At 73.3% G+C, this 21,158-nt stretch carries 20 protein-coding genes; 11 read left to right on the top strand and 9 right to left on the bottom strand.

Annotated elements, in window-relative coordinates:
• Window positions 1-29 precede the first annotated feature (29 nt).
• From OEIGOIKO_RS05480 to OEIGOIKO_RS05490, 3 genes are all read right to left on the bottom strand, one after another.
• Window positions 30-1,244, bottom strand: a complete 1,215-nt coding sequence (locus OEIGOIKO_RS05480; protein WP_125052365.1) for an acetyl-CoA C-acetyltransferase — start codon at window positions 1,242-1,244, stop codon at window positions 30-32.
• 190 nt (window positions 1,245-1,434) lie between these two features.
• Window positions 1,435-2,577 carry an acyl-CoA dehydrogenase family protein gene (locus tag OEIGOIKO_RS05485; protein ID WP_125058464.1) on the bottom strand — a complete coding sequence of 381 codons (1,143 nt, stop codon included), beginning with the start codon at window positions 2,575-2,577 and terminating at the stop codon, window positions 1,435-1,437.
• Window positions 2,578-2,666: 89 nt separating this feature from the next.
• The gene (locus OEIGOIKO_RS05490) at window positions 2,667-3,884 is read right to left on the bottom strand and encodes a CaiB/BaiF CoA transferase family protein (protein WP_125052367.1); all 1,218 of its coding nucleotides are present in this window, start codon (window positions 3,882-3,884) and stop codon (window positions 2,667-2,669) included.
• Window positions 3,885-4,253: 369 nt separating this feature from the next.
• Here OEIGOIKO_RS05490 and OEIGOIKO_RS05495 point away from each other — a divergent pair, with 369 nt between their 5' ends.
• Both OEIGOIKO_RS05495 and OEIGOIKO_RS05500 read left to right on the top strand, forming a co-directional pair.
• Complete coding sequence (locus OEIGOIKO_RS05495; protein ID WP_125052369.1) at window positions 4,254-4,991, top strand: MgtC/SapB family protein; 738 nt, start codon at window positions 4,254-4,256, stop codon at window positions 4,989-4,991.
• Between the two features lie 119 nt (window positions 4,992-5,110).
• Entirely contained in the window at window positions 5,111-5,542 is a 432-nt protein-coding gene (locus tag OEIGOIKO_RS05500) for a phosphatase domain-containing protein (RefSeq protein ID WP_125058466.1), read from the top strand.
• On the opposite strand, the gene OEIGOIKO_RS05505 is transcribed toward OEIGOIKO_RS05500, so the two are convergent.
• Together OEIGOIKO_RS05505 and OEIGOIKO_RS05510 are read right to left on the bottom strand one after the other, a co-directional pair.
• Window positions 5,527-6,951: a sialate:H+ symport family MFS transporter gene (locus OEIGOIKO_RS05505; RefSeq protein ID WP_125058465.1), complete on the bottom strand. Its 1,425-nt coding sequence runs from the start codon at window positions 6,949-6,951 to the stop codon at window positions 5,527-5,529. The two genes, OEIGOIKO_RS05500 and OEIGOIKO_RS05505, sit on opposite strands and share 16 nt — an antisense overlap.
• 77 nt (window positions 6,952-7,028) lie before the next feature.
• Window positions 7,029-7,994: a dihydrodipicolinate synthase family protein gene (locus OEIGOIKO_RS05510; RefSeq protein ID WP_125058467.1), complete on the bottom strand. Its 966-nt coding sequence runs from the start codon at window positions 7,992-7,994 to the stop codon at window positions 7,029-7,031.
• A 270-nt stretch (window positions 7,995-8,264) separates the two neighbouring features.
• Between OEIGOIKO_RS05510 and OEIGOIKO_RS05515 the strand changes: the two genes are divergently transcribed.
• Window positions 8,265-9,482 (top strand): saccharopine dehydrogenase family protein, encoded by a 1,218-nt coding sequence (locus OEIGOIKO_RS05515; protein WP_125052371.1) that lies wholly within the window; start codon window positions 8,265-8,267, stop codon window positions 9,480-9,482.
• A gap of 61 nt (window positions 9,483-9,543) precedes the next feature.
• Here OEIGOIKO_RS05515 and OEIGOIKO_RS05520 read toward each other — a convergent pair whose 3' ends face one another.
• On the bottom strand, window positions 9,544-10,272 hold the full coding sequence (locus OEIGOIKO_RS05520) for an endonuclease V (protein ID WP_125052373.1): 729 nt from the start codon (window positions 10,270-10,272) through the stop codon (window positions 9,544-9,546).
• 169 nt (window positions 10,273-10,441) lie between these two features.
• Here OEIGOIKO_RS05520 and OEIGOIKO_RS05525 point away from each other — a divergent pair, with 169 nt between their 5' ends.
• Window positions 10,442-11,005: a GNAT family N-acetyltransferase gene (locus OEIGOIKO_RS05525; RefSeq protein WP_125052375.1), complete on the top strand. Its 564-nt coding sequence runs from the start codon at window positions 10,442-10,444 to the stop codon at window positions 11,003-11,005.
• 39 nt (window positions 11,006-11,044) lie between these two features.
• On the opposite strand, the gene OEIGOIKO_RS05530 is transcribed toward OEIGOIKO_RS05525, so the two are convergent.
• A complete protein-coding gene (locus tag OEIGOIKO_RS05530) occupies window positions 11,045-11,788 on the bottom strand; it encodes a TetR/AcrR family transcriptional regulator (protein WP_246177217.1) in 744 nt (247 codons plus the stop codon).
• Between the two features lie 136 nt (window positions 11,789-11,924).
• Here OEIGOIKO_RS05530 and OEIGOIKO_RS05535 point away from each other — a divergent pair, with 136 nt between their 5' ends.
• The 4 genes from OEIGOIKO_RS05535 to OEIGOIKO_RS05550 all read left to right on the top strand — a co-directional run bounded on the left by OEIGOIKO_RS05535 (window position 11,925) and on the right by OEIGOIKO_RS05550 (window position 14,773).
• Window positions 11,925-13,115: a cytochrome P450 gene (locus OEIGOIKO_RS05535; RefSeq protein WP_125052377.1), complete on the top strand. Its 1,191-nt coding sequence runs from the start codon at window positions 11,925-11,927 to the stop codon at window positions 13,113-13,115.
• A gap of 5 nt (window positions 13,116-13,120) precedes the next feature.
• A complete protein-coding gene (locus OEIGOIKO_RS05540; RefSeq protein ID WP_125043972.1) occupies window positions 13,121-13,336 on the top strand; it encodes a ferredoxin in 216 nt (71 codons plus the stop codon).
• Window positions 13,337-13,682: 346 nt separating this feature from the next.
• Window positions 13,683-14,204: a hypothetical protein gene (locus OEIGOIKO_RS05545; protein ID WP_125052379.1), complete on the top strand. Its 522-nt coding sequence runs from the start codon at window positions 13,683-13,685 to the stop codon at window positions 14,202-14,204.
• A 266-nt stretch (window positions 14,205-14,470) separates the two neighbouring features.
• Window positions 14,471-14,773, top strand: a complete 303-nt coding sequence (locus tag OEIGOIKO_RS05550) for a YciI family protein (protein ID WP_125052381.1) — start codon at window positions 14,471-14,473, stop codon at window positions 14,771-14,773.
• Here OEIGOIKO_RS05550 and OEIGOIKO_RS05555 read toward each other — a convergent pair.
• Both OEIGOIKO_RS05555 and OEIGOIKO_RS05560 read right to left on the bottom strand, forming a co-directional pair.
• Window positions 14,746-15,597: a nucleotidyltransferase domain-containing protein gene (locus tag OEIGOIKO_RS05555; RefSeq protein WP_125052383.1), complete on the bottom strand. Its 852-nt coding sequence runs from the start codon at window positions 15,595-15,597 to the stop codon at window positions 14,746-14,748. The two genes, OEIGOIKO_RS05550 and OEIGOIKO_RS05555, sit on opposite strands and share 28 nt — an antisense overlap.
• Window positions 15,598-15,786: 189 nt before the next feature.
• Window positions 15,787-17,205, bottom strand: a complete 1,419-nt coding sequence (locus OEIGOIKO_RS05560; protein WP_125052385.1) for a sugar porter family MFS transporter — start codon at window positions 17,203-17,205, stop codon at window positions 15,787-15,789.
• 379 nt (window positions 17,206-17,584) lie between these two features.
• On the opposite strand from OEIGOIKO_RS05560, the gene OEIGOIKO_RS05565 reads away from it, so the two are divergent.
• From OEIGOIKO_RS05565 to OEIGOIKO_RS05575, 3 genes are all read left to right on the top strand, one after another.
• Complete coding sequence (locus tag OEIGOIKO_RS05565) at window positions 17,585-18,496, top strand: SIS domain-containing protein (RefSeq protein ID WP_125052387.1); 912 nt, start codon at window positions 17,585-17,587, stop codon at window positions 18,494-18,496.
• A gap of 357 nt (window positions 18,497-18,853) precedes the next feature.
• On the top strand, window positions 18,854-19,738 hold the full coding sequence (locus tag OEIGOIKO_RS05570) for a class II fructose-bisphosphate aldolase (RefSeq protein ID WP_031002529.1): 885 nt from the start codon (window positions 18,854-18,856) through the stop codon (window positions 19,736-19,738).
• Between the two features lie 267 nt (window positions 19,739-20,005).
• Window positions 20,006-20,809, top strand: coding sequence for a DeoR/GlpR family DNA-binding transcription regulator (locus tag OEIGOIKO_RS05575; protein WP_125052389.1), 804 nt, complete (start codon window positions 20,006-20,008; stop codon window positions 20,807-20,809).
• Window positions 20,810-21,158: the final 349 nt, after the last annotated feature.

Below are 21,158 nucleotides of genomic sequence, written 5' to 3' on the forward strand. Positions count from 1 at the left end.
GTGTACTCCGTAGTGGGTGCGGACGAGAGTCAGACGCGCTCGACGACGGTGGCGATGCCCATGCCGCCGCCGACGCAGAGGGTGGCCAGGCCGTACCGCTTGTCCTGGCGCTCCAGTTCGTCGACGAGGGTGCCCAGGATCATCGCGCCGGTGGCGCCGAGGGGGTGGCCCAGGGCGATGGCGCCGCCGTTGACGTTGACCTTGTCCAGGCTCAGGCCCATGTCCGCCACGAAGCGCAGCACCACCGCGGCGAACGCCTCGTTGATCTCGACCAGGTCGATGTCGTCGATGGTCAGTCCGGCCTTGGCCAGCGCCTTGCGGGAGGCGGGCGCGGGGCCGGTGAGCATGATCGTGGGCTCGGAGCCGGAGACCGCGGCGGAGACGATGCGGGCGCGCGGGGTGAGTCCGTAGCGCTCGCCGACCTCGCGGGAGCCGATGGCGACCAGCGCGGCACCGTCCACGATGCCGGAGGCGTTGCCCGCGTGGTGGACGTGGTCGATCTTCTCGATCCAGTGGTACTTCTGCAGGGCCACCGCGTCAAAGCCGCCCATGTCACCGATGGTGGCGAAGGACGGCTTGAGGCCGGCCAGCGAGTCGGCGGTGGTGCCGGGCCGCAGGTGCTCGTCGTGGTCGAGGACGACCAGGCCGTTGCGGTCGGTGACGGGCACGACGGAGCGCGCGAAGCGGCCGTCCTTCCAGGCCGCGGCGGCACGCTCCTGGGAGAGGGCGGCGTACTCGTCGACGTCGCGGCGGGAGTAGCCCTCGATGGTGGCGATGAGGTCGGCGCCGATGCCCTGCGGGACGAAGCCGGTGTCGAAGTTGGTCATCGGGTCGGCGAACCAGGCGCCTCCGTCGGAGGCCATCGGGACCCGCGACATCGACTCGACGCCGCCCGCGAGCACCAGGTCCTCCCAGCCGGAGCGGACCTTGGCGGCGGCCATGTTGACCGCTTCGAGGCCGGAGGCACAGAAGCGGTTCTCCTGGACGCCCGCGACGGTGTCGGGCAGCCCGGCGGCGATGGCCGCGATCCGGGCGATGTCCGAGCCCTGGTCGCCGACCGGTCCGACGACGCCGAGCACGATGTCGTCGACGGCGGCCGGGTCGAGGTCCGGGAAGCGGCTGCGCACCTCGTGGATGAGGCCGACGACGAGGTCGATCGGCTTGGTGCCGTGCAGCGCGCCGTTGGCCTTGCCGCGGCCGCGCGGGGTGCGGATCGCGTCGTACACGTACGCTTCGGAAGTCACGGTGAGCAGCCTTTCCAGCTGGCGTTTCGGGTGCGGCGGGGGTGGGGGTGAGGGTGGGGTCCGGGGCGGGTTCGGGGGCGGGCGGGCGCGGGCCGGGCTCCGGGGTCCGGTCCGGGCATGGCCGGGTCGGGCCGGGTCGGGCATGGCCGGGCCTGGCCGGGCCTAGCCGGTCCGGTCCGGTCCGGTCCGGTCAGCCGAGTATCGAGCGGCCGATGATCTCCTTCATGATCTCGGTGGTGCCTCCGTAGATGGTCTGGATGCGGCCGTCGGTGAAGGCCCTGGCGACCGGGTACTCGCTCATGTAGCCGTAGCCGCCGTGCAGTTGCAGACAGCGGTCGGCGACGCGCTTCTGGAGTTCGGTGGCCCACCACTTGGCCATCGAGGCGTGCACGGCGGAGAGGGTCCCGTCGGAGTGGTCCACGATGCAGCGGTCCAGGAACTCGCGGGTGACGGCGCACTCGGTGGCCATCTCGGCGATCTCGAACCGGATGTGCTGGAGCTTGGCGAGCGGCCGGCCGAACGCCTCCCGCTCCTTCACGTACCGGGTGGTGATCTCCAGCAGGTGTTCGGCGGCGGCGATCCCGGCCACCGCGATGCCCATCCGCTCCTGGGCGAGGTTGGTCATCAGGTGGACGAACGCGCCGTTCAGCTCGCCGAGGAGGTTCTCCTTGGGCACCCGTACATCGGTGAAGAACAGCTCGGCGGTGTCCTGCGACTTCTGGCCGATCTTGTCCAGGTTGCGGCCACGCTCGAAGCCCTCCGCGCCGCGCTCGACGACCAGCAGGCTCAGTCCGTGCGCGCCACCCTCGGGCGTGGTTTTGGCGACGACGACGACCAGGTCGGCGAGGATGCCGTTGGAGATGAAGGTCTTGGAGCCGTTCAGCAGCCAGTGGTCGCCGCGGTCCTCGGCGGTGGTGCGGATGCCCTGGAGGTCGGAGCCGGCGCCCGGCTCGGTCATGGCGATGGCGGTGATCGTCTCGCCGCTGCAGAAGCCGGGCAGCCAGCGCCGCTTCTGCTCCTCGGTGGCGAGCTGGGTCAGGTACGGGCCGACGATGTCGTTGTGCAGGCCGACGGCGAGCCCGGCGGCGCCGGCCCGGGTGAACTCCTCGGCCAAAACGGCGGCGTAGCGGAAGTCGGGGCTGCCGCCGCCTCCGTACTCCTCGGCAACGGCCAGGCCCAGCAGGCCCTGCTTGCCCGCCGCGCGCCAGGCGTCGCGGCTGACGATGCCGTCCTTCTCCCACCGGTCGTAGTGCGGCAGGACCTCCCGGTCGAGGAAGGTCCGTACGGTGCGGCGGAAAGCCTCGTGGTCCTCGGTGAAGATCCGGCGCTCCAGCTGCGCGGTCATCGCGGGGTGCCTCCTCGGGTCCGGCAGGGTCCGGCCGGAAGGCCGGTGGGGGTCGGGTGCGGGGTCGGGGGTGCCCATCAGCGGTCCGGTCCCGGGGGCCGGGGGCGGGCGTCCGCTGCCCGGGTGCCGTCCGGCCAGGCCGTCCCGCGACCCGCTCCGGAAGCCGGATCGCGGCGGTCGGTGAGCGCCGGGACCTCCCAGTCGCGGGCCACGTCGACGGTGTCGGCGCCGGGCTGGGCGGGCGGCCGGCGGATCGTGCCGGGAGTGGCGGAGAAGCGTGGGGCCGGTGCGGGCTGGGTGATACCGCCGTGGTCGGCGAAGGTGCCGCGGGCGGCGAGATGCGGGTGGCCGGGGGCCTCCCGCAGCGAGAGCACCGGCGCCACGCAGGCGTCGGACGCCTCGAAGACGGCCGTCCACTGCGCGCGCGTACGGGTCTTGAAGCGGGCGGCGATGGCGGCCCGCAGGTCTTCCCAGGCGGCCAGGTCGTCGCGGGCGGGCGCCTCGTCCTCGATGCCGAGCAGCCGGACGAACTCGTCGTAGAAGCGCTGTTCCAGGGCGCCGACCGCCATGTGGCCGCCGTCGGCGGTCTCGTACGTGCCGTAGAAGGGTGCCGCGCCGTCGAGGAGGTTGGCACCGCGGCGGTCCTGCCAGCCGCCTGCCGCGAGCATGGCGTGAATCATCGCGGTGAGGTGGGCGGTGCCGTCGACGACGGCCGCGTCCACGACCTGGCCGCGGCCGCCCTCGGCCTGGGCGTGCCGGAGCGCGGCCAATACACCGACGACCAGGTAGAGGGAGCCGCCCGCGTAGTCGCCGAGCAGGTTGGCGGGGACGGCGGGCGGGCCTCCGGGCGGGCCGATCATGCCGAGCGCGCCGGTGACGGCGATGTAGCCGATGTCGTGTCCGGCGGTCGCGGCCAGCGGCCCTTGCTGGCCCCAGCCGGTCATCCGGCCGTACACCAGCCGCGGGTTGCGCTCCAGGCAGGCGTCCGGGCCGATGCCCAGGCGCTCGGCGACGCCGGGGCGGTACCCCTCGATCAGGACGTCGGCGCGCTCGGCGAGGTCGAGCACCTGGCCGGGCCCTTCGGCGGACTTCAGATCCACCAGCACGGAGCGTTTGTTGCGGTTGGTGAGGTCGTACGCCGGGTCGACGCCGAGGCCGGAGCCGCCGGGCCGGTCGACGCGCACCACATCGGCGCCGAGGTCGGCCAGGAGCATCGCGGCGAACGGACCGGGCCCGATGCCGGCCAGCTCCACCACGCGCACCCCGCTCATCGGGCCGTTCCCTGTCCCTGCCATCGGGCCCCCTGAGCTCCGCAGCACTGTGACACTTCTGATGTAACACTCGCGATGTTAAGAACGTGTTCCACTTTCCACAAGCCCCCACGACACCGGACCGGTACGGAAAAAGCCCGTGGCGGCGGTGGTCAACTCCCACCGCCGCCACGGGCCTTCACGCGCCACCTCACCAGTGGCGCGCTCCCCCGTCGGAACCGGCGATGGCCCCGCACACGGATATGGACCGCCACACCATCGCCATCACCCCTCCCGCGCCGGACCGGCCGTCCGCCGGTCACCGGGCGACCGTCCGTCGATCGCCACGAGAACCACGCTAGCGGCGACCACTGACAACGGCCCGCAAGCCGATCATGGAGGGACAATGGCCGAATGCCTCACACGCACCTCGCATCCCCGTTGTTCGACATCAGCCACGGTCAGGGCCTCCGCCAGTTCGCCGAACTGGCCCTGGCGCTGGTCCTGTCCTCCCTCATCGGGCTGGAGCGGCAGGTCCAGCAGAAGAGCGCGGGACTGCGGACCCACACCCTCGTCGGCGTGGGCAGCGCGCTCTTCATGGAGGTGTCGGTCCACGGCTTCTACGCGCTGCTGGGCGCGGACGGCGTCGCGCTGGACCCGTCCCGGGTGGCCGCGCAGATCGTCTCGGGCATCGGCTTCATCGGCGGCGGCCTGATCTTCGTGAAGAAGGACGCGGTACGGGGCCTGACGACCGCCGCGACGATCTGGCTGACCTGCGCCATCGGTATGGCCTGCGGCGGCGGCCTGCCCCTGCTGGCCCTGGGCGCGACGCTCGTCCACTTCCTCGTGGTCCGCGGGTTCCCGAAGCTGTTCTCGGAGCGGCGGCGTGCGCCGTTCGTCGAGCGCGTCGAACTGCGCCTGAGCTACCGTGCTCAGCACGGTCTGCTGGGCCGGATGCTGGAGATGTGCACCAGCAGCGGCTTCCAGGTGACCGACGTCCAGGTGGAGACGGGCTCGGACGACCAGGTGCCGGCCGAGGTGCTGCTCCGGCTGGAGGGTCCGGGCTCGGCGCACGCGCTCGTGGAACAGCTGACGGAGCTGGACGGCGTGCGCGGGGTGTCCCTGGGGCGGGAGTCGGACCGTACGGAGTGACGGACGGGAACAGGGCGTCGGCCCGTACGGAGTGACGGACGGGAACAGGGCGTCGGCCCGTACGGAGTGACGGTCCGGGGCAGGAAATCAGGAAGCAGGAGAGCAGGGGAGGCGGCGTGGTGAGCACGGTCTGGCAGGACACCGACGCGGGGGTGCTGCGGCTGCCCTCCGGACGCACGGTCCGGGGCCGCGGCCTGCGCCGCCCGCTGCCGCCGGGTCCGGCACCTGACTTCGCCGTGTACCTGCTCGGCAAGGAGCCGCCCGAGGTGCCCTGGGAGGCCCGCTGGCTGCGCTGGCCGGACTTCCGCCTGCCGAGCGACCGCGCCCGGGCCCGGGAACTCTTCGGCGAGGTCTGGGAACGCGCGAAGACGGAACGGGTCGAGGTCGCCTGCGGTGGCGGCCGCGGCCGTACGGGTACGGCGCTGGCCTGTATCGCCGTCCTGGACGGGGTACCGGCCGGGCAGGCGGTGGACTTCGTCCGCGGCGCCTACGACCACCGCGCCGTCGAGACGCCCTGGCAGCGGCGCTACGTCCGTCACTTCGGGCGCTGACGGCCGGACTCGCCCGCCGTGCCCGCCCCGGCCCCGGCTTCGCCCCCGGCCTCGGCGGGCACCAGGTGGTCCCCCACCGCCTCGCGGTTCAGCAGGCGCGCGAGCCGCACCGGTACGTCGCCGCCCACCAGGACGATGACGACCAGCGTCAGCCCGAAGGTGAGGAGGGCCAGCGCCCGGCCCAGTGTCATGCCCTCGGCGAGCCGGGCGCCGAGCACCGGGGCGACCGCCCCGCCGAGCGCGCCGACGTTGTAGACGAAGCCGAGTGACGCCGCGCGGACCGCGGTCGGGAAGTGCCCGGCGATGTACTTGGGCAGGATGCCCGAGATGCCCTGGCCGAGGGCGAGCAGCCCGAAGAGCAGGACGCCCAGGGCGACCAGGCTGTCCTGGACGGCGAACACCGGGAAGACGAACACGAGGGAGAGCAGCAGCGTCCCGGCGTACGCGCGGCGGGTGCCGAACCGGTCCCCCACGAAACCGGCCAGCCAGCAGCCCGCCATCGTGCCGAATCCGGCGTAGTACATCACGTCCGCGACCTGGGCGGGCGCGTACCCCAGTTCGGTCTTGAGATAGGTGGGCAACAGGGCCTGGACGGGCCAGCTGTAGAGGAACGCGCAGAACACGGTGAGCGTCAGGGACACGTACAGCACCCAGCCGCGCCGCCCGCCGAGCTGGACGGCGAAGGCGGTCAGGCAGAGCGCGGCGAGCGCCGCGAGCCAGGGTGTGTGTCCCGCACCGGCCGGAGTGAAGACGCAGAAGAGGGCGGCGGACGCGACCGCCGCGAGCAGGACGTTGAGCCGCCGCCTGGCACGTCCGGCGAACAGCGGGCCGAAGGGGCGGGGACGCGCTCCGGCCGCTTCGACCTCCGCGCTCCAGTCGCCCGCCTCCGGGAGCGATCTGCGGACCCAGAGCGCCACCAGTACCGGCAGCACCCCGATCCAGAACATCCAGCGCCAGCCCCAGTGGGGCACGACCCACTGGTACAGCTGGGCGGCGAGCACCGTGCCGCCCGCGTAGCCGGATATGAGGAAGCCGGAGGCCCGGTTGCGCACGGGGGCGGGCCAGCTCTCCAGGACGTACGTGGCGCTGGCGCTGTACTCCCCCGCCATGCCCATGCCGATCACCAGCCGGGCGGCGAACAGGCTGGTGTAGTCCCAGGCGAAGCCGCAGGCGAAGGTGCCGAGGGAGTACAGCAGGATGCTGGCGATCATCGCGGCCTTGCGCCCGTACCGGTCGCCCGCCGCGCCCAGGAGCGCTCCGCCGAGCCAGCGGGTGATGAACGCGCCGGACACCAGGGAGGCCGCACCGGCCGTGCTCAGTCCGAACGTGCCGGCGATCTCGGTCAGCACGAGGGTGATCAGGACGAAGTCGAAGCCGTCCAGGAGGTAGCCCACCCAGGCCGCGAACATCGACTTCCACTGGCGGGGCGTCACCTGCCGGTACCAGGGCGGATACCGGTCCCGGGGGCCCTTCGCGCGGCGCGCCCTCACAGCAGTCCGGCTTCTTCCAGGCACCGCCGGACCGTGCCGACGGCGGCTTCGTCCAGCGGGAGCTGCGGCGGCGCGGTGGCCGGGCAGTCGATCACACCCTGGAGATGCAGGGCCGCCTTGAAGGCGCCCAGGGCGGAGGAGTTGCGGCCCATCACCGCCGGGTCGCCCGCGTCGGTGAGGGCGAAGAGGGCGGCGAGCCGGCCCTGTTCGGCGGCGGCCTCGCGCCAGCGGCCCGCCGCGGCGTGCTCGTAGAGGCGTACGTAACCGTGCGGATCGACGTTGCCGAGGCCGGGGACGACTCCGTGGGCGCCCGCCAGCAGGGCGCCGTCCACAGTCAGTTCCGACCCCGTGAGCACGGAGAAGACCGGCGCCTGGGCGCGGACGCGCACCAGCAGGCGCCGCAGCGCCCCGTCCTCGCCGCTGCTGTCCTTCAGACCGGCCAGCACGCCGTCGCGGGCGAGCGTGAGCACCGTGTCGAGCGGGAGTTTGGTGTGCACGGCCATCGGGATGTCGTACGCGAACAGCGGCAGGTCCGCGCCGTCCCGTACCCGGGTGAAGTGGTCGGCGATCTCGGCGGGGTGGGTGCGGGTGTAGAAGGGCGCGGTGGCCACGATCGCGTCGGCGCCCAGGCTCCGGGCGGTGCGGGCGTGTTCCAGGACCCGGGCGGTCGTCATGTCGATGGCTCCGGCCAGTACGGGCAGCCGCCCTCCGGCCGCCTCGATCACCGTCTCGACGACGGTGCGGCGCTGCGCGTCGGTCAGGTAGGCGGCCTCGCCGCTGGAGCCGAGGACGAACAGCCCGCTCACCCCGGCGCCGGCCAGGCGGGTGGTGAGCGCGGCCAGCGAGCGGGTGTCGACCCGGCCGTCCGGGGTCAGCGGGGTGCACAGCGGCGGGACGACGCCGGTGAGCGGCGCGGGGAGCCGTACGGAGCGGGGTCCGGAGTGCGGCGCGGACGGGAGCATCGGTGACCAGCTTTCTGCTCGTGCCGCGTGCCGGGCGGGGGGACCGGGTGCGGCCCGGTCGGCCGGGGGCGTCGCGGCCGGCCGCCCGGCCAGGAACATTCCGGACGTCGGACGTCCCATGTTGGCGGACGTGCGGGTGAATGTGGACCAGCCGCCCAGGCGTGTCAAGACCGCCTGCGCAGGCCCCCTCGTTGACGGCCGGCCGGCCGCTGCCTAGCGTGGCGCCGCACCGGCCGGCGCCACGGCCGGGAAACCGATGCGGAGGCAGGCGTGAGCGCACGGCAGGACACCGCAGCACGACCCCACGACCTGGTGCTGTTCGGCGCCACCGGATTCGTGGGGCGGCTGACCGCCGCGTACCTGGCCCGGCACGCCCCCGAGGGCTGCCGCTGGGCGCTGGCCGGCCGCGACCGCGGAAAGCTCGCCCGGCTGCGGGACGAGCTGGCGCGGACCGATCCGGCCTGCGCGGACCTGCCCCTGCTGTGCGCCGACACCGAGGACCCCGGCTCGCTGCGCACGCTCGCCGCGAGCACCCGCGTGCTCGCCACGACCGTCGGCCCGTACCTCAGTTACGGGGACGCGCTGGTCGCCGCCTGCGCGGAGGCGGGTACGGACTACGCCGACCTGACCGGTGAGGCGGAGTTCGTCGACCGGACGTATGTGCGCTACGACGCGGCGGCGCGTGCGTCGGGCGCGCGACTGGTGCACGCCTGCGGTTTCGACTGCGTACCGCCCGACCTCGGCGTGCACTTCACGGTCGGCCAGTTGCCGGCCGGCGTCCCGCTGCGCGTCGACGGCTTCGTACGGAGCAACGGCGCCATCTCCGGAGGAACACTGGCCTCCGCCCTGACGGCGGCCTCGCGCCCGCTCGGCATGGTGCGCGCCGCCCGCGATCGGCAGCGTCTGGAAGGGCGGCCCGCGGACCGCACCGTACGGGCGCCGCTCGGACGGCCGTACCGCAACGGCGTCGTACGGGCCTGGGCCCTGCCGCTGCCGACGCTCGACCCCCAGGTGGTCGCGCGCTCGGCGGCCGGACTGGAGCGGTACGGGCCCGACTTCACCTACCGCCACTTCGCCGCCGTCAAGTGGCTGCCGGTCGCCGTGGGCGGTGTGCTGGGCGCGGGCGCCGCGTGCGCGGTCGCGCAGGTGCCGCCCGCGCGCCGCTGGCTGTCGGGGCGGCTGGCGCCGGGCGCGGGGCCGGACGAGGAGCGCCGGGCGCGCAGTACGTTCTCCGTGCGGTTCGTCGGTGAGGGCGGTGGACGGCGCGTCCTGACGGAGGTCTCGGGCGGCGACCCGGGGTACGACGAGACGGCGAAGATCCTCGCGGAGTCGGCGCTGAGCCTGGCCTTCGACGATCTGCCCGCGACGGCCGGGCAGGTGACCACGGCGGTCGCGATGGGTGACGCGCTGACCGGGCGGCTGCGGCGGGCGGGCATCACGTTCCGGGTGGTCGCCGAGTCCATGTCGGGGGCGAGCGGGGTGCTCTGACGGGCGGCGGGCAGCCGAGTGGCCCGTGGCCGCTTCTGCTCTCCGGCCGCCCGGCGCGCCCTCAGCCGGCGCGCGCCTCCGACAGGGCGCGCCGGCACAGCGCGTCGGCGGCCCGGGTCGTCTCGGGGATGCGGTACCGGGGCGACAGATGGAGGGTGTGCGCGCAGGCCCGGTCGAGGTCGATGCGGTGGCCCACGGACACGAAGACCGGCTTGACGCCCTTCTGCGTACGCAGTGCCCGTCCGACCACCTCGTCGCGGCCGTCGGCGGTGCCGTCGAGCAGGGGTGAGGACGCGCCGCGTTCCTCGCCCGGCAGTTCGTAGCGCGAGGTGAAGGGGTTCTTGGCGACGCCGATGGTGGGCAGGCCGGTGAGCACGCCCAGGTGGCTGGCGAGGCCGAAGCGGCGCGGGTGGGCGAGCCCGTAGCCGTCGCAGACCACCAGGTCCGGTGTGCGGCCGAGGCGGCGGAGGGCGTCGACCACGGTGGGGATCTCCCGGAAGGCCAGCAGTCCCGGCACGTACGGGAAGGCGACCCGGCCCACGGCGGTGGCCTCCTCCACGACCGCGAGGGTGACGCCGTCCAGGGCGACGGCCGCCGCGGCCACCAGGTCGCGTTCGTCGTCGTAGGCGACGTCCACGCCGACGACCGTTCCGGCGAACCCCGGCTCGGGCCCGGACTGCGCGGTCCGTACCCGGGCGCGCAACCGGTCCTGGGTCGCGAGCGCCGCGGCCTCGTCGGTGGGCCAGTGGGCCAGTTCGTCTTCGAGGGAGAGCGTGGCGTCGTTCGTCATGGTGGGGCAACGGTATCGAAAGGGTGGACGGGAAATTCGCTGTGGGCGGCGGCGGCCGTGTGTGATGATGCGCGCGGCGCGCGGCCGGTCGCGACCGGTGGCCCGCGCGACGGAGCCCGGTCCGTGCAGGCGCACAGGAGCGCGGAAGCACAAGTGCTGTGGAGCGGGAATGTTCGCGATATCGCTGGGCGACGACGGTGCCGAACTGCGGCCCCTGGAGCCGTACCACGCGGAGGAGTACCTGGCGCACATCGAGCGCGGCCGGGAGTACATCGGCCGCTGGATCCTCCTGGCCGATGCCAGCACCGATCTCTCCTCGGCCCGTGCGTTCCTCCAGTCGTATGCGGACCGGGCGGCCGCCGACCGGGGGCGGCTGTACGGGATCTGGGTGGACGGCACGCTCGTCGGCGGCGTCCTGTTCAGCTCGTTCGACACCGCCGCCGGGATCTGCGAGGTCGGCTGCTGGCTGGAGGAGACGGCCGTCGGGCGCGGGCTCGTGACGCGGGCGATGCGGGTGATCCTCGACTGGGCGGTCGAGGACCGCGCTATCCACCGTGTGGAGTGGCGGGCGGCCGCAGGGAACACGGCGAGCAGCAAGCTGGCCGAGCGGCTCGGGCTGGTACGCGAAGGAGTCCTGCGGGAGAGCTACCCGCTGCGCGGCGTACGCCACGACATGGAGGTCTGGTCGGTGCTGGCCCCGGAGTGGCGCAAGCTGCGGGCGGCCGAACGGTGACCTGGGGCGCGCCCGCCGGGCGCGCCGTACCGGGAGCGGTCATGGGGGCGGCGCCGACCTCGGCAGGTCCTCCAGCAGGGTGCCGAGCGCGCCGGTGACCAGCGCGCAGACGGCGTCCGGGTCGGCGTCGGCCAGCGGCTGCTTGCCGACGACCACCCGCATCAGGCCGATGCCGAGCATCCACGACAGGGCGAGGTCGGCGCGCAGCCCGCGGTCGTCGGCCGCGCTGAGCGTGGCGAGCACCCGCGCGTAGTCGTCCCCCATCTCCCGTACGGCGGTGGTGATCTCGTCACTGTCCCCGATGGAGCGCAGGAACGTCTCCAGGGCACGGTCACCCGCGTCCGCACCCCGGTGGCCGAGCATTCCGCGCAGCGCCGCCTCGAACAGTTCGCCGGGTGGGGTGCTGTGCAGCTGCTCCTGGCCGCCGAGCGCCACCACCTCGCCGAACAGGGCCTTCTTCGACCCGAAGTAGCGGAAGAGCAGGGCCTGGTTGACCCCGGCCCGTTCCGCGATGTCGCGTACGGTCGCCCGCTCGTAGCCCCGCTCGGCGAACAGCGCGGCCGCCGCCTCCAGAAGCAGCAGACGGGTGCCCTGGGCCCCACGGCGCCGGGTGGCGCCGCCCGTGCCCGGCGCCGGGGCGGGCTCGCCCGGCGCGCGGTCCGTACCCGGCTCGTCCGATACGCGGTCCGTACCGGGCGCGTCGGCCGCCGGTTCCGTACCGGGCACGTGCGGCGCGCGGTCCGTACCGGGTACCGGCCCGGCCACCGGCTCGCTCCCGTCCATCGGCGTACTCCTCTCGTCCCTTTCCGCGTCCGCGGGGCCCGACGCCCCGCCAAGCCGAAGATCGCGCAAGGCCGTTGACCGTACCAAGAACACCCCTCTACTTTGTAAGCAGTTGCTTACACGAGGGAGGCCCCCGGTGACCACAGCCGACACGATGCCCCTTGCCTACCCGTTCAACGAACCCGACGGACTGGCCCTGTCCGACACCTACGAACAGATCCGCGACCAACCCGGACTGCTGCGGGTGCAGATGGCGTACGGCGAACCCGCCTGGCTCGCCACCCGCTACGCCGACGCGCGGCTGGTCCTCGGCGACCGGCGCTTCAGCCGCGCGGAAGGGCTCAACCACGACGAACCGCGGCAGGCCGAAGGCCAGCGCAACAGCGGGATCCTGAGCATGGACCCGCCCGACCACACCCGGCTGCGCACCCTCGTCGCCAAGGCGTTCACCGTCCACCAGGTGGAGAAGCTGCGGCCGTGGGTACGGGAGCTGACGCACCAGCTGATCGACGAGCTGGAGGCCGCGGGACCGCCCGTCGACCTCGTGGACCGCTACGCCCTGCCCATCCCGGTCGCGGTCATCTGCCGGATGCTCGGCGTACCCGAGGAGGACCGGCCCAAGTTCCGTGCGTGGAGCGACGCGGCGCTGTCCACCAGCTCCCTGACGGCCGAGGAGTTCGAGGCCAACCGGGAGGAACTGCGCGCCTACATGGCGAAGTTGATCGAGGATCACCGCGTCACGCCGCGGGACGACATCATGACGCGGCTGATCGAGGCCCGGGACGTCGGCGACCGGCTCAGCGAGCTGGAACTGATCGACCTGTGCGTCGGCATCCTGGTCGCCGGACACGAGACCACCGCCACCCAGATCCCCAACTTCGTGCTCTCGCTCCTGGACCACCCCGGCGAGCTGGCGCGGCTGCGCGCGGAGCCCGCGCTCGTCAAGAGCGCCGTCGAGGAGCTGCTGCGCTTTGTACCGCTGGGCAGCGGCGCGGGCTTCCCCCGCTACGCCACCGAGGACATCGAGGTGGGCGGCACGCTCGTCCGGGCGGGTGAACCGGTCCTGGTCGCCGTGGGCGCGGCCAACCGGGACGCGCTGCGCTTCGACGAGCCGGGCACCCTCAACATCGCCCGCGACGGCAACCAGCACCTCGGCTTCGGGCACGGGGTGCACCACTGCCTCGGCGCGCCGCTGGCCCGGCTGGAGCTCCAGGAGGCGCTGGTCGCCCTGCTCACCCGCTTCCCCGGGCTGCATCTCGCGGGGGACGTGGTGTGGAAGGACCAGATGCTGGTCCGCGGGCCGCGCGAGATGCCGGTGGGGTGGTGAGCCGGATGACCTGGAAGGCCTCGATCGACGGGCAGCAGTGCATGGCGTCGGGGATGTGCGCCGGCATCGCCCCCGGCATCTTCGTCCTGGACGGGCCGCACGCCCGGCCGCTGAAGGAGGAGATTCCCGAGGACGAGGACGCGCTGGACGCGGCCGACTCCTGTCCGGCCATGGCGATCCTGATCCAGGACGGTGACACGGTGGTGGGGCCGCGGCCGTGACGGGCTCGGCGTGACGGGCTCGGCGTGCCGGGGCGGGCGTGAGGTGCGGGTGAGGCGGGGCGGATGCGTGGCCGGCGGGTCGCCCCCGAACGGCCTATGCCGGTACGGCCGCCCCTCACCCGTCTGTCCCCGCCCGGCGCGGGCAAATCGCCGACCGCGTGTCGGCGCAGTGACCTGCCGCAACGCCACCCGGCACGGACCGACACGCCGGAGGGCGGCACCATACCTGACGAAGCCTCACCGGGCGGGGACGGCGCGCCGAGGCTTATCTCGAATGCGTCAGCGCGGATCCATCCGATCCACCGCGGCGCACCCGTGCCGCCTCCGCGCTGCCGGAGGATCAACCATGCGTCCCACCCGCATCATCGCCGCTTCCGGCCTGACCATCGCCGCGCTGGGCCTGTCGACCGGCGCCGCGCTCGCCAAGCCGGTGGCCTCCACCAGCCCGAAGCTCGTCGGCCCCGGCGGAGCCGTCACCGTCACCGTCACCTGCGACACGGGCAAGGCCCAGCGCATCGCCGCCTCCTCGCAGGGCTTCCGCAGCGGCACGATCTGGCTCCACCGCACCCACAAGCACGGCAAGACGTACCGGGGGACCGCCCGGGTGGCGTCCCAGCTGACCGGCGGACCGAACCACCTGGGCCGCTACTCGACCTGGGGCGTGAACGGGAACTGCCCGGACGGCAAGCAGTGGATGACCACCTTCAAGACGGACGCCAGGCTGCCGCACGGCAAGGTGCACACGGGCGTCGGCAGCACCAGCAAGGACTCCAACACCACGGAGATCGTCGCCGGTGCCGCGGTCCTGGCCACCGCGGCGGTCGGTGGCACCTACTTCCTGCGCCGCCGCCAGAACCACCAGTCCTGACGGCCCGCTCCACCGGTTCCATTTGTTCCACGGCGCTGGGGCCGCTGTGCCCGTGCCGGGTCCCCACCTCCCGGCCCGGCGGGGCACAGCGGCCCGGGCATGTGCCGGACGGGGGCGGCGGCCATACCGGGGCACGCGGCAGTACCGGGGCACTCGGCAGTACCGGGGCACGCGGCGGTAGCCGGGCACGGGCTGCGGGCCGCAAGCTGCGGGCTTCCGGCGCAGTCCGGGCCGCATGGTGATCACCGCCGCATACGATGGCACTCATGTTCGTACTGGAGCTGACCTACACCGCGCCGCTGGAGCGCGTCGACGCCGCCCTGCCCGACCACGTGGCATGGCTGAAGAAGCACTACGCGGCCGGGCACTTCCTGGCCGCCGGGCGCAAGGTGCCGCGCGACGGCGGCGTCATCCTCGCCTCCGTCGCCGACCGGGCGACGGCCGAGCGGATCGTGGCGGAGGACCCCTTCACGATCGCGGGCGTCTGCGACTACCGGATCACCGAGTTCGTGGCCACCACGACGGCGCCGGAGCTGGAGCCTTACCGGGAACAGCTGCCGCCGTCCTGAGCGAGCAGCGCGCTGATCTCCTCATGCAGCGCGGTCGGCACCTCGGTCCCCCAGCGCGCCGCCGCCTCGCCTGCCAGCTCCCGGCTCCACTGCCAGCCGGCCCGCGCCGCCGTCCTTACGGCCGGGAGCACGGCGGGAGCGGTGGTCGCCGTGTAACGGTCGCGGTCGGCGGCCGGCAGGTCCTGTTCCAGGGCGCGGCTGGGGGTGAGCCAGTGTGTGGTGGACCCGCGCAGCAGGCGGCACAGCTGGAGCTGCTGCGGGGCGACGACCGTGTGCATCAGGGCGTGTGCGCGGGCCGTCTCGCCGCGTTCCAGGACGTGGGCGAGCATCAGCGTCCAGTTGGTGAGCTCGTCGGTGAGCTGCTGAGCGGTCGGGGCCGGCTCGGGCGGGCAGGGGTCGGCGAGGTGGCGGGCCGCGGCGGTCAGCCGTCCGTCCCGGTCCAGCAGGACGGCGGCGCCGGGGTCCGGCAGGTGGACCATGCCACGCCAGGTGGGCACCTCGTCGATGCCCGGACCGGCGGCCACGAGGTGGAACTCGCCGCGCATCAGGTCGTCGAAGACGACGGCCAGGATGCCGTACATGTTGGTGCAGGCCAGCTTCAGCGGGGCGATGCGCCCCACGAACTCCCGGCCGTCGAAGGTGCCGGCGTGCGCGTCACGGACGTACAGGTACGCCTCGATGTCGGAGTGGGCGTCGGCCTCACCGAGGGTCCACGAGCCGTAGAGCAGGACGCCCTCCAGCCGGGGCTCGGCCGCGGCCAGCTCGCGCAGGCGCGCGATGCGGCGGTCGAGTTCAGGGCAGGGCGAAACGGGGGTGTGCGGCATGGGTGGTGTCTCCTGAGCAGGTGTACGGGCATACGGACGGACACCACCGGTCCGGCGGCACCCGCCGGACCGGTGGTCCTGGACTCACGTCCGTCTGCTCAGATGAAAATGCCCATGGGCCGGATCGTACGGCCGTGACCGGAGCGGGGCCAGCGGTTTTCCGCGGTGTCGCGCGGCCGGCCCCCGGTCCTACGGGGCCGGGGTGGGCCAGCGGCCCCCGTTGAGCCAGAATCCCTGGATCTCCTCCAGTTGCCGCCCCTTGGTCTCGGGGGCGGTGCACGCGGCGAAGACCAGCGCGCCGAGCGCGAGGACGCCGAGGCCCGCGAAGGTCGTCGCGGCTCCCGCCCAGGACATCAGGGACGGGAAGAACTGCGCGATGAGGAGGTTCGCGACGAGGTCGGCGGTCAGCATCGCCGACGCGCCGGTGGAGCGCAGCTGGGCGGGGAACGCCTCGCTGGCGTACACCCAGATCAGCGAGCCGAAGCCGAAGTTGAAGGCGGCGGTGAAGAGCAGGATGGCGCCGAAGCCGATCCACGTGCCGGAGCCCTTGAGGTCCCCGAAGCCGAACACGGCGGTCAGGACGCCGAGCATGGCCGTCATCGTGGCGATGCCGGAGAGCAGGACGACGCGGCGGCCGAGCCGGTCGATGATGAGGATGGCGAGGACCGTCGCGGCCAGGGAGGCCAGCTGTACGAAGGAGGGCAGCAGGAAGTTCTGGCCGTCGCCGGTGAAGCCCATCTCCTCGAAGATCTGCGGGCTGTAGTACGTCACCGCGTTGATGCCGGTGATCTGGCAGAAGAAGCCGAGCCCGAGGACGAAGAGCGCGGCGCGCGCGTACGGCTTGCGCAGCAGCGAGCGCAGCGACCCGCCGCTCTCCTCGGCCAGGGCGGCCCGGACCGCCTCGGTCTCGGCGTGCGGGTCGACGTCGGGGTCGGTCAGCGTCATGACCTCGACGGCCTTGTCGGTCCGGCCCTTGAGGACGTACCAGCGGGGCGTGTCGGGGAGCCGGAACAGCGGGATCAGCACGAGGGCGGCGGGGACCGCGGACAGGCCCAGCATCAGCCGCCAGTGGCCGCCGTCGGACAGTCCCCAGTTCACGAAGTACGTGAGGCAGATGCCGGCGACCGTGGCGACCTGGTACGCGGCCACCGAGGCACCGCGGGTGCGCGCCGGTGACGACTCGGCGATGTACAGCGGTGCGGCCACGATCGAGATGCCGATGGCGACGCCGAGCAGGAACCGTACCGTGTCCAGGACGACGACGTTCGGGGCGAGCGCGGAGAGCGCCACGAAGACCGTGTAGGACCCGGCGACGATCAGCATGGCGGCCTTGCGGCCCAGCGCGTCGGCCAGCTTGCCGCCGATCAGCGCGCCCAGGATCGACCCCAGCACCAGGATGCTGTTGACCAGGCCCTTCTCGGTGTCGCTGAGGTGGAAGTCCTCGCTCAGGAACACCAGGGCACCGGAGATGCTGCCGGTGTCGTAGCCGTAGATGACGCCGACGACGGCTCCGGTGAGGGCGAAGAGCCGGCCGGTGCGCCGGGGTGGCGGGCCCTCGGGGCCCGGCGGCGAGGACGGTGACTGCGTGGAGCGCGTTGCAACGGACATGGGGAGTCCTTTGTGACGACTGTCGGCGGAACGGCCTTGCTGCGTGACGATCACCGCGGCAGCTGCCGGTGGACGGCCGGTGAGCGGGCGTACCGCCCGGAGCCGGCGCCGGCAGCACTGTCCGACGGCCGCCGCTCCACTGCGGCTGCATGAGTGATCTTGCGAGTATTCGACTCCCTTCAGTCATGTGTCAACAGTCACCGGGGGCGGCCGGGTCCCTCGCATACCTCCTGTACGGAGCGCCAGTTCACTGCCTATCCCTTCCCGCCATACGGGCACGCCCACCCTTTCGAGGGATGGATTACGCCGCAGTGCGTGCGTAGAGTTGCTTGCAATCGAGCATGATGTTGCAAGTTCACGCAGACAACTGGAGGGCGTCGTGAGCGGGACCTCGTACATGGAGCAGGAGCTGCGCAGCCAGCCGGACACCTGGCGGGAGGCGGCACGGATCGGCGGCGCGGACACCCCGCTGCCCGGCGCCGGCGAGCGGGTCGCGGTGGTGGGCTGCGGCACCTCCTGGTTCATGGCGCAGGCGTACGCCGCCCTGCGGGAGGATGCCGGGCTGGGAGTGACGGACGCCTTCGCCGCCTCGGAGGCGTTCCTCGGCGCCGACCGGGGCTACGACGCCGTCGTGGCGATCACCCGCTCCGGGACCACGACCGAGGTGCTGCGCCTGCTGGAACAGGTGAAGGGGCGCATCCCGACGGTGACCGTGCTCGGTGACCCCGACACCCCGGCGACCGCGCTGTCGGACGCGACGGTCACCCTGCCGTTCGCCGACGAGCAGTCCGTGGTGCAGACCCGGTTCGCGACGACCGCGCTCGCGCTGCTGCGGGCCCACCTCGGCGAGGACCTGTCCGGCGCGGTGCGCGACGCGGAGGAGGCGCTGACCGCGCCCGTGGAGAAGGAGTGGCTGGACGCCGAGCAGTTCTCCTTCCTCGGCACGGGCTGGACGTACGGGCTGGCCAACGAGGCGGCGCTGAAGATGCGGGAGGCCTCGCAGAGCTGGACGGAGTCCTACCCCGCGATGGAGTACCGCCACGGCCCCATCTCCATAGCGGCACCGGGCCGCGTGACCTGGGTGTTCGGCCCGGTGCCGGAAGGCCTGGAGGCGGAGGTCGCCCGGACCGGCGCCGGGTTCGTGCGGCACGGGCGCGACCCGCTGGCCGATCTGGTGCTGGTGCAGCGGATCGCCCTGGAGCGGGCCCGCGCCCGCGGCCTGGACCCCGACAACCCGCGCAGCCTGACCCGGTCGGTGATGCTCACGGCGCCGGAACCGGCGGCCGGGTAGCGGGGCAGGTGGCCAGGTAGCGGGGCGGGAGGCCAGGTTGCGGGGCGGGAGGCCAGGTAGCGGGGCGGGAGGCCAGGTTGCGGGGCAGGAGGCCGGACAGCGGGGCGGGTGGCTGTACGGGCCGGATGCACCGTGCGGGTTCCGCCCGGGAGTCCGGGGCCCGCCCACCCGCTCCCCTGCCCTCCGCCTTCGCCACCCCGCACCGTGCACGCCCGCACCCGTCCCGTCCACGAACCGCCGGAAACGGCCGTGCCCCGCGTTCCGTTCCGCCTTCCGTGTTCCGCCTTCCGTGTTCCGCCTTCCGTGTTCCGTGTTCCGTGTTCCGTGTTCCGTGTTCCGCAAGGGAGTCAGGACCCCATGCCCCTCGTCCCCACCTCGTCGATCGTCACCGCCGCCCGTGAGGCGCGGGCCGGCGCCGCGGCGTTCAACGTCATCCACCTGGAGACCGCCGAGGCGCTCGTCACGGCCGCCGAGCGCAGCGGCTTCCCGGTCATCCTCGGCATCAGCGAGAACTGCATCCGCTACCACGGCAGCCTGCTGCCCATCGTCCGCGCCACCCTCGCGCTGGCCGAGGCGTCCCCCGCCCGGGTCGCCGTGCACCTGGACCACATCACCGAACCGGACCTGGTGCGGGCGGGGGTCGAGGCCGGGGTGCGGTCGGTGATGGTGGACGCCTCGGCCCTGCCGTACGAGGAGAACGTCGCCGCCACGGCGGAGCTGACCGCCTGGTGTCACCAGCGCGGCGCCTATGTCGAGGCCGAGCTGGGCGAGGTCGGGGGCAAGGACGGTGTGCACGCGCCCGGTGCCCGTACAGACCCCGACGAGGCGCTGGCGTTCGTCCGGTCGACCGGGGTGGACGCGCTGGCCGTCGCCGTCGGCTCCTCCCACGCGATGCACGAACGCACCGCTGTCCTGGACAAGGAGCTGATCGGGGCGCTGGCCGGGAAGCTGCCGGTGCCGCTGGTGCTGCACGGCTCCTCCGGCGTGCCCGACGACGAACTGCGCCGGGCCGTCGCGGCCGGCATGACGAAGATCAACATCTCCACCCATCTGGTCTCCGTCTTCACCCGCAGCATCCGGGACACCCTGGACGCCGACCTCACCCTCGTCGACTCGCGCAAGTACGTGAAACCGGCACGCGAGGCCGTGGCCCAGGAGGCCGCCCGGCTCCTGGCACTGCTCGGCGCTCCGGCCGCGGTACCGGGCCAGTCGGCAGCCGCGGAGGCGCCCGTGCAGAAGTGATCCGTGTCAGAAGTGACCCGTGCAGCAGTGAGACGCGTGCGTCGGGGGCGCGCGGCTCCGGCGGAGTGCCGACGGAGTGTGTGCTCCGATGCGGTGTGTGCTCCGGTGGGTGGGCGGCGCCGGGCGGGGTCCCCTCGGCGACGGTCGCGAAAACGCTTGCGTACCCTCCCACCAGGGGGTGTACGTGGCGCCTGGCTCCCTCGCCCCCGGCCGCCGAAGGGCTTCCCGATATCACGCAGGCCGCCGGAGAGGACTTAGGCTCGCGCCATGAACCGCCATGAACGGATGAACGCCCTCCTTGAGCTGCTCGGCGAACGCGGCCGGGTGGAGGTCGAGGAGGCCGCGTCCCAGCTGGAGGTGTCGGCCGCGACGATGCGGCGCGACATGGACGCCCTGGCCGACCAGCAGCTGCTGACCCGCACCCGGGGCGGCGCGGTGCTCAGTTCGGTGGCGTACGACCTGCCCATCCGTTACAAGCGGGCGCACCACGCCGCGGAGAAGGAAGCGGTGGCCCAGGCCGCGGCGAAGCTGGTCGAGCGCGGTGACGTGGTCGGCCTCAGCGGCGGCACCACGACCACGGAGATCGCCCGGGTGCTGGCCACCCGGCCGGAGTTCGCCGAGGCGGGACCGCAGCCGCATCTGACCATCGTCACCAACTCACTGAACATCGCCAACGAACTGGCCGTACGGCCGCAGATCAAGATCGTGCTGACCGGCGGTGTGGCGCACTCCAGGTCGTTCGAACTGGTCGGTCCGTTCAGTGAGCTGGTCCTCCAGCAGATCTCCGTGGACATCGCCTTCATCGGCGCCAACGGCATAGAACCGGTGATGGGGGCGACCGTGCACGACGAGGCGGAGGCCCGGATCAACCGGCTGATGGCCGAACGGGCGCGGCGCGCCGTGGTCGTCGCGGACTCCTCGAAGATCGGCGCGCGCTGCTTCGCCCGGGTCGGCGGCGCGGACGTCTTCGACACCCTCATCACGGACAGTGGCGCGCGGGAGGCCGTCCGGCGGGAGTTCGGCGAGCGGGGCCTGCGCGTGGTGGCCGCCCGGCCCGCCGCCGACGACTGACCGGCAGCCACGCGAAGATCCTCCGGCGCGCGTCCGAAGCCGCGTGTGCGAAGCCGCGTGTGCGGAGCAGCGCGTCCGAAGCCGCGTGTGCGAAGCCGCGTGTGCGAAGCCGCGCGTCCGAAGCCGCGCCTCGCGCCTCCCGTCCGGCGGGTCGCACCCGACGCCTCCCGCACGGCAGGTCGCGCCCCCGCACGCCGAGCCACACATCAGGCACACCCACCCCCGACCCCATCCCCCGACCCCATCCGGCCCTGCACCTGGCGCGCCGTGCTCCGGACCCCGCGTTGGCGCGCCGTCCGGCACGCCGTCGCGCGCACCCCGGCGTGATCGGCACCTGGCGGCGTCCGGC

It is taken from the genome of Streptomyces paromomycinus, from assembly GCF_003865155.1.
In the GTDB taxonomy this organism is placed as follows: domain Bacteria; phylum Actinomycetota; class Actinomycetes; order Streptomycetales; family Streptomycetaceae; genus Streptomyces; species Streptomyces chrestomyceticus.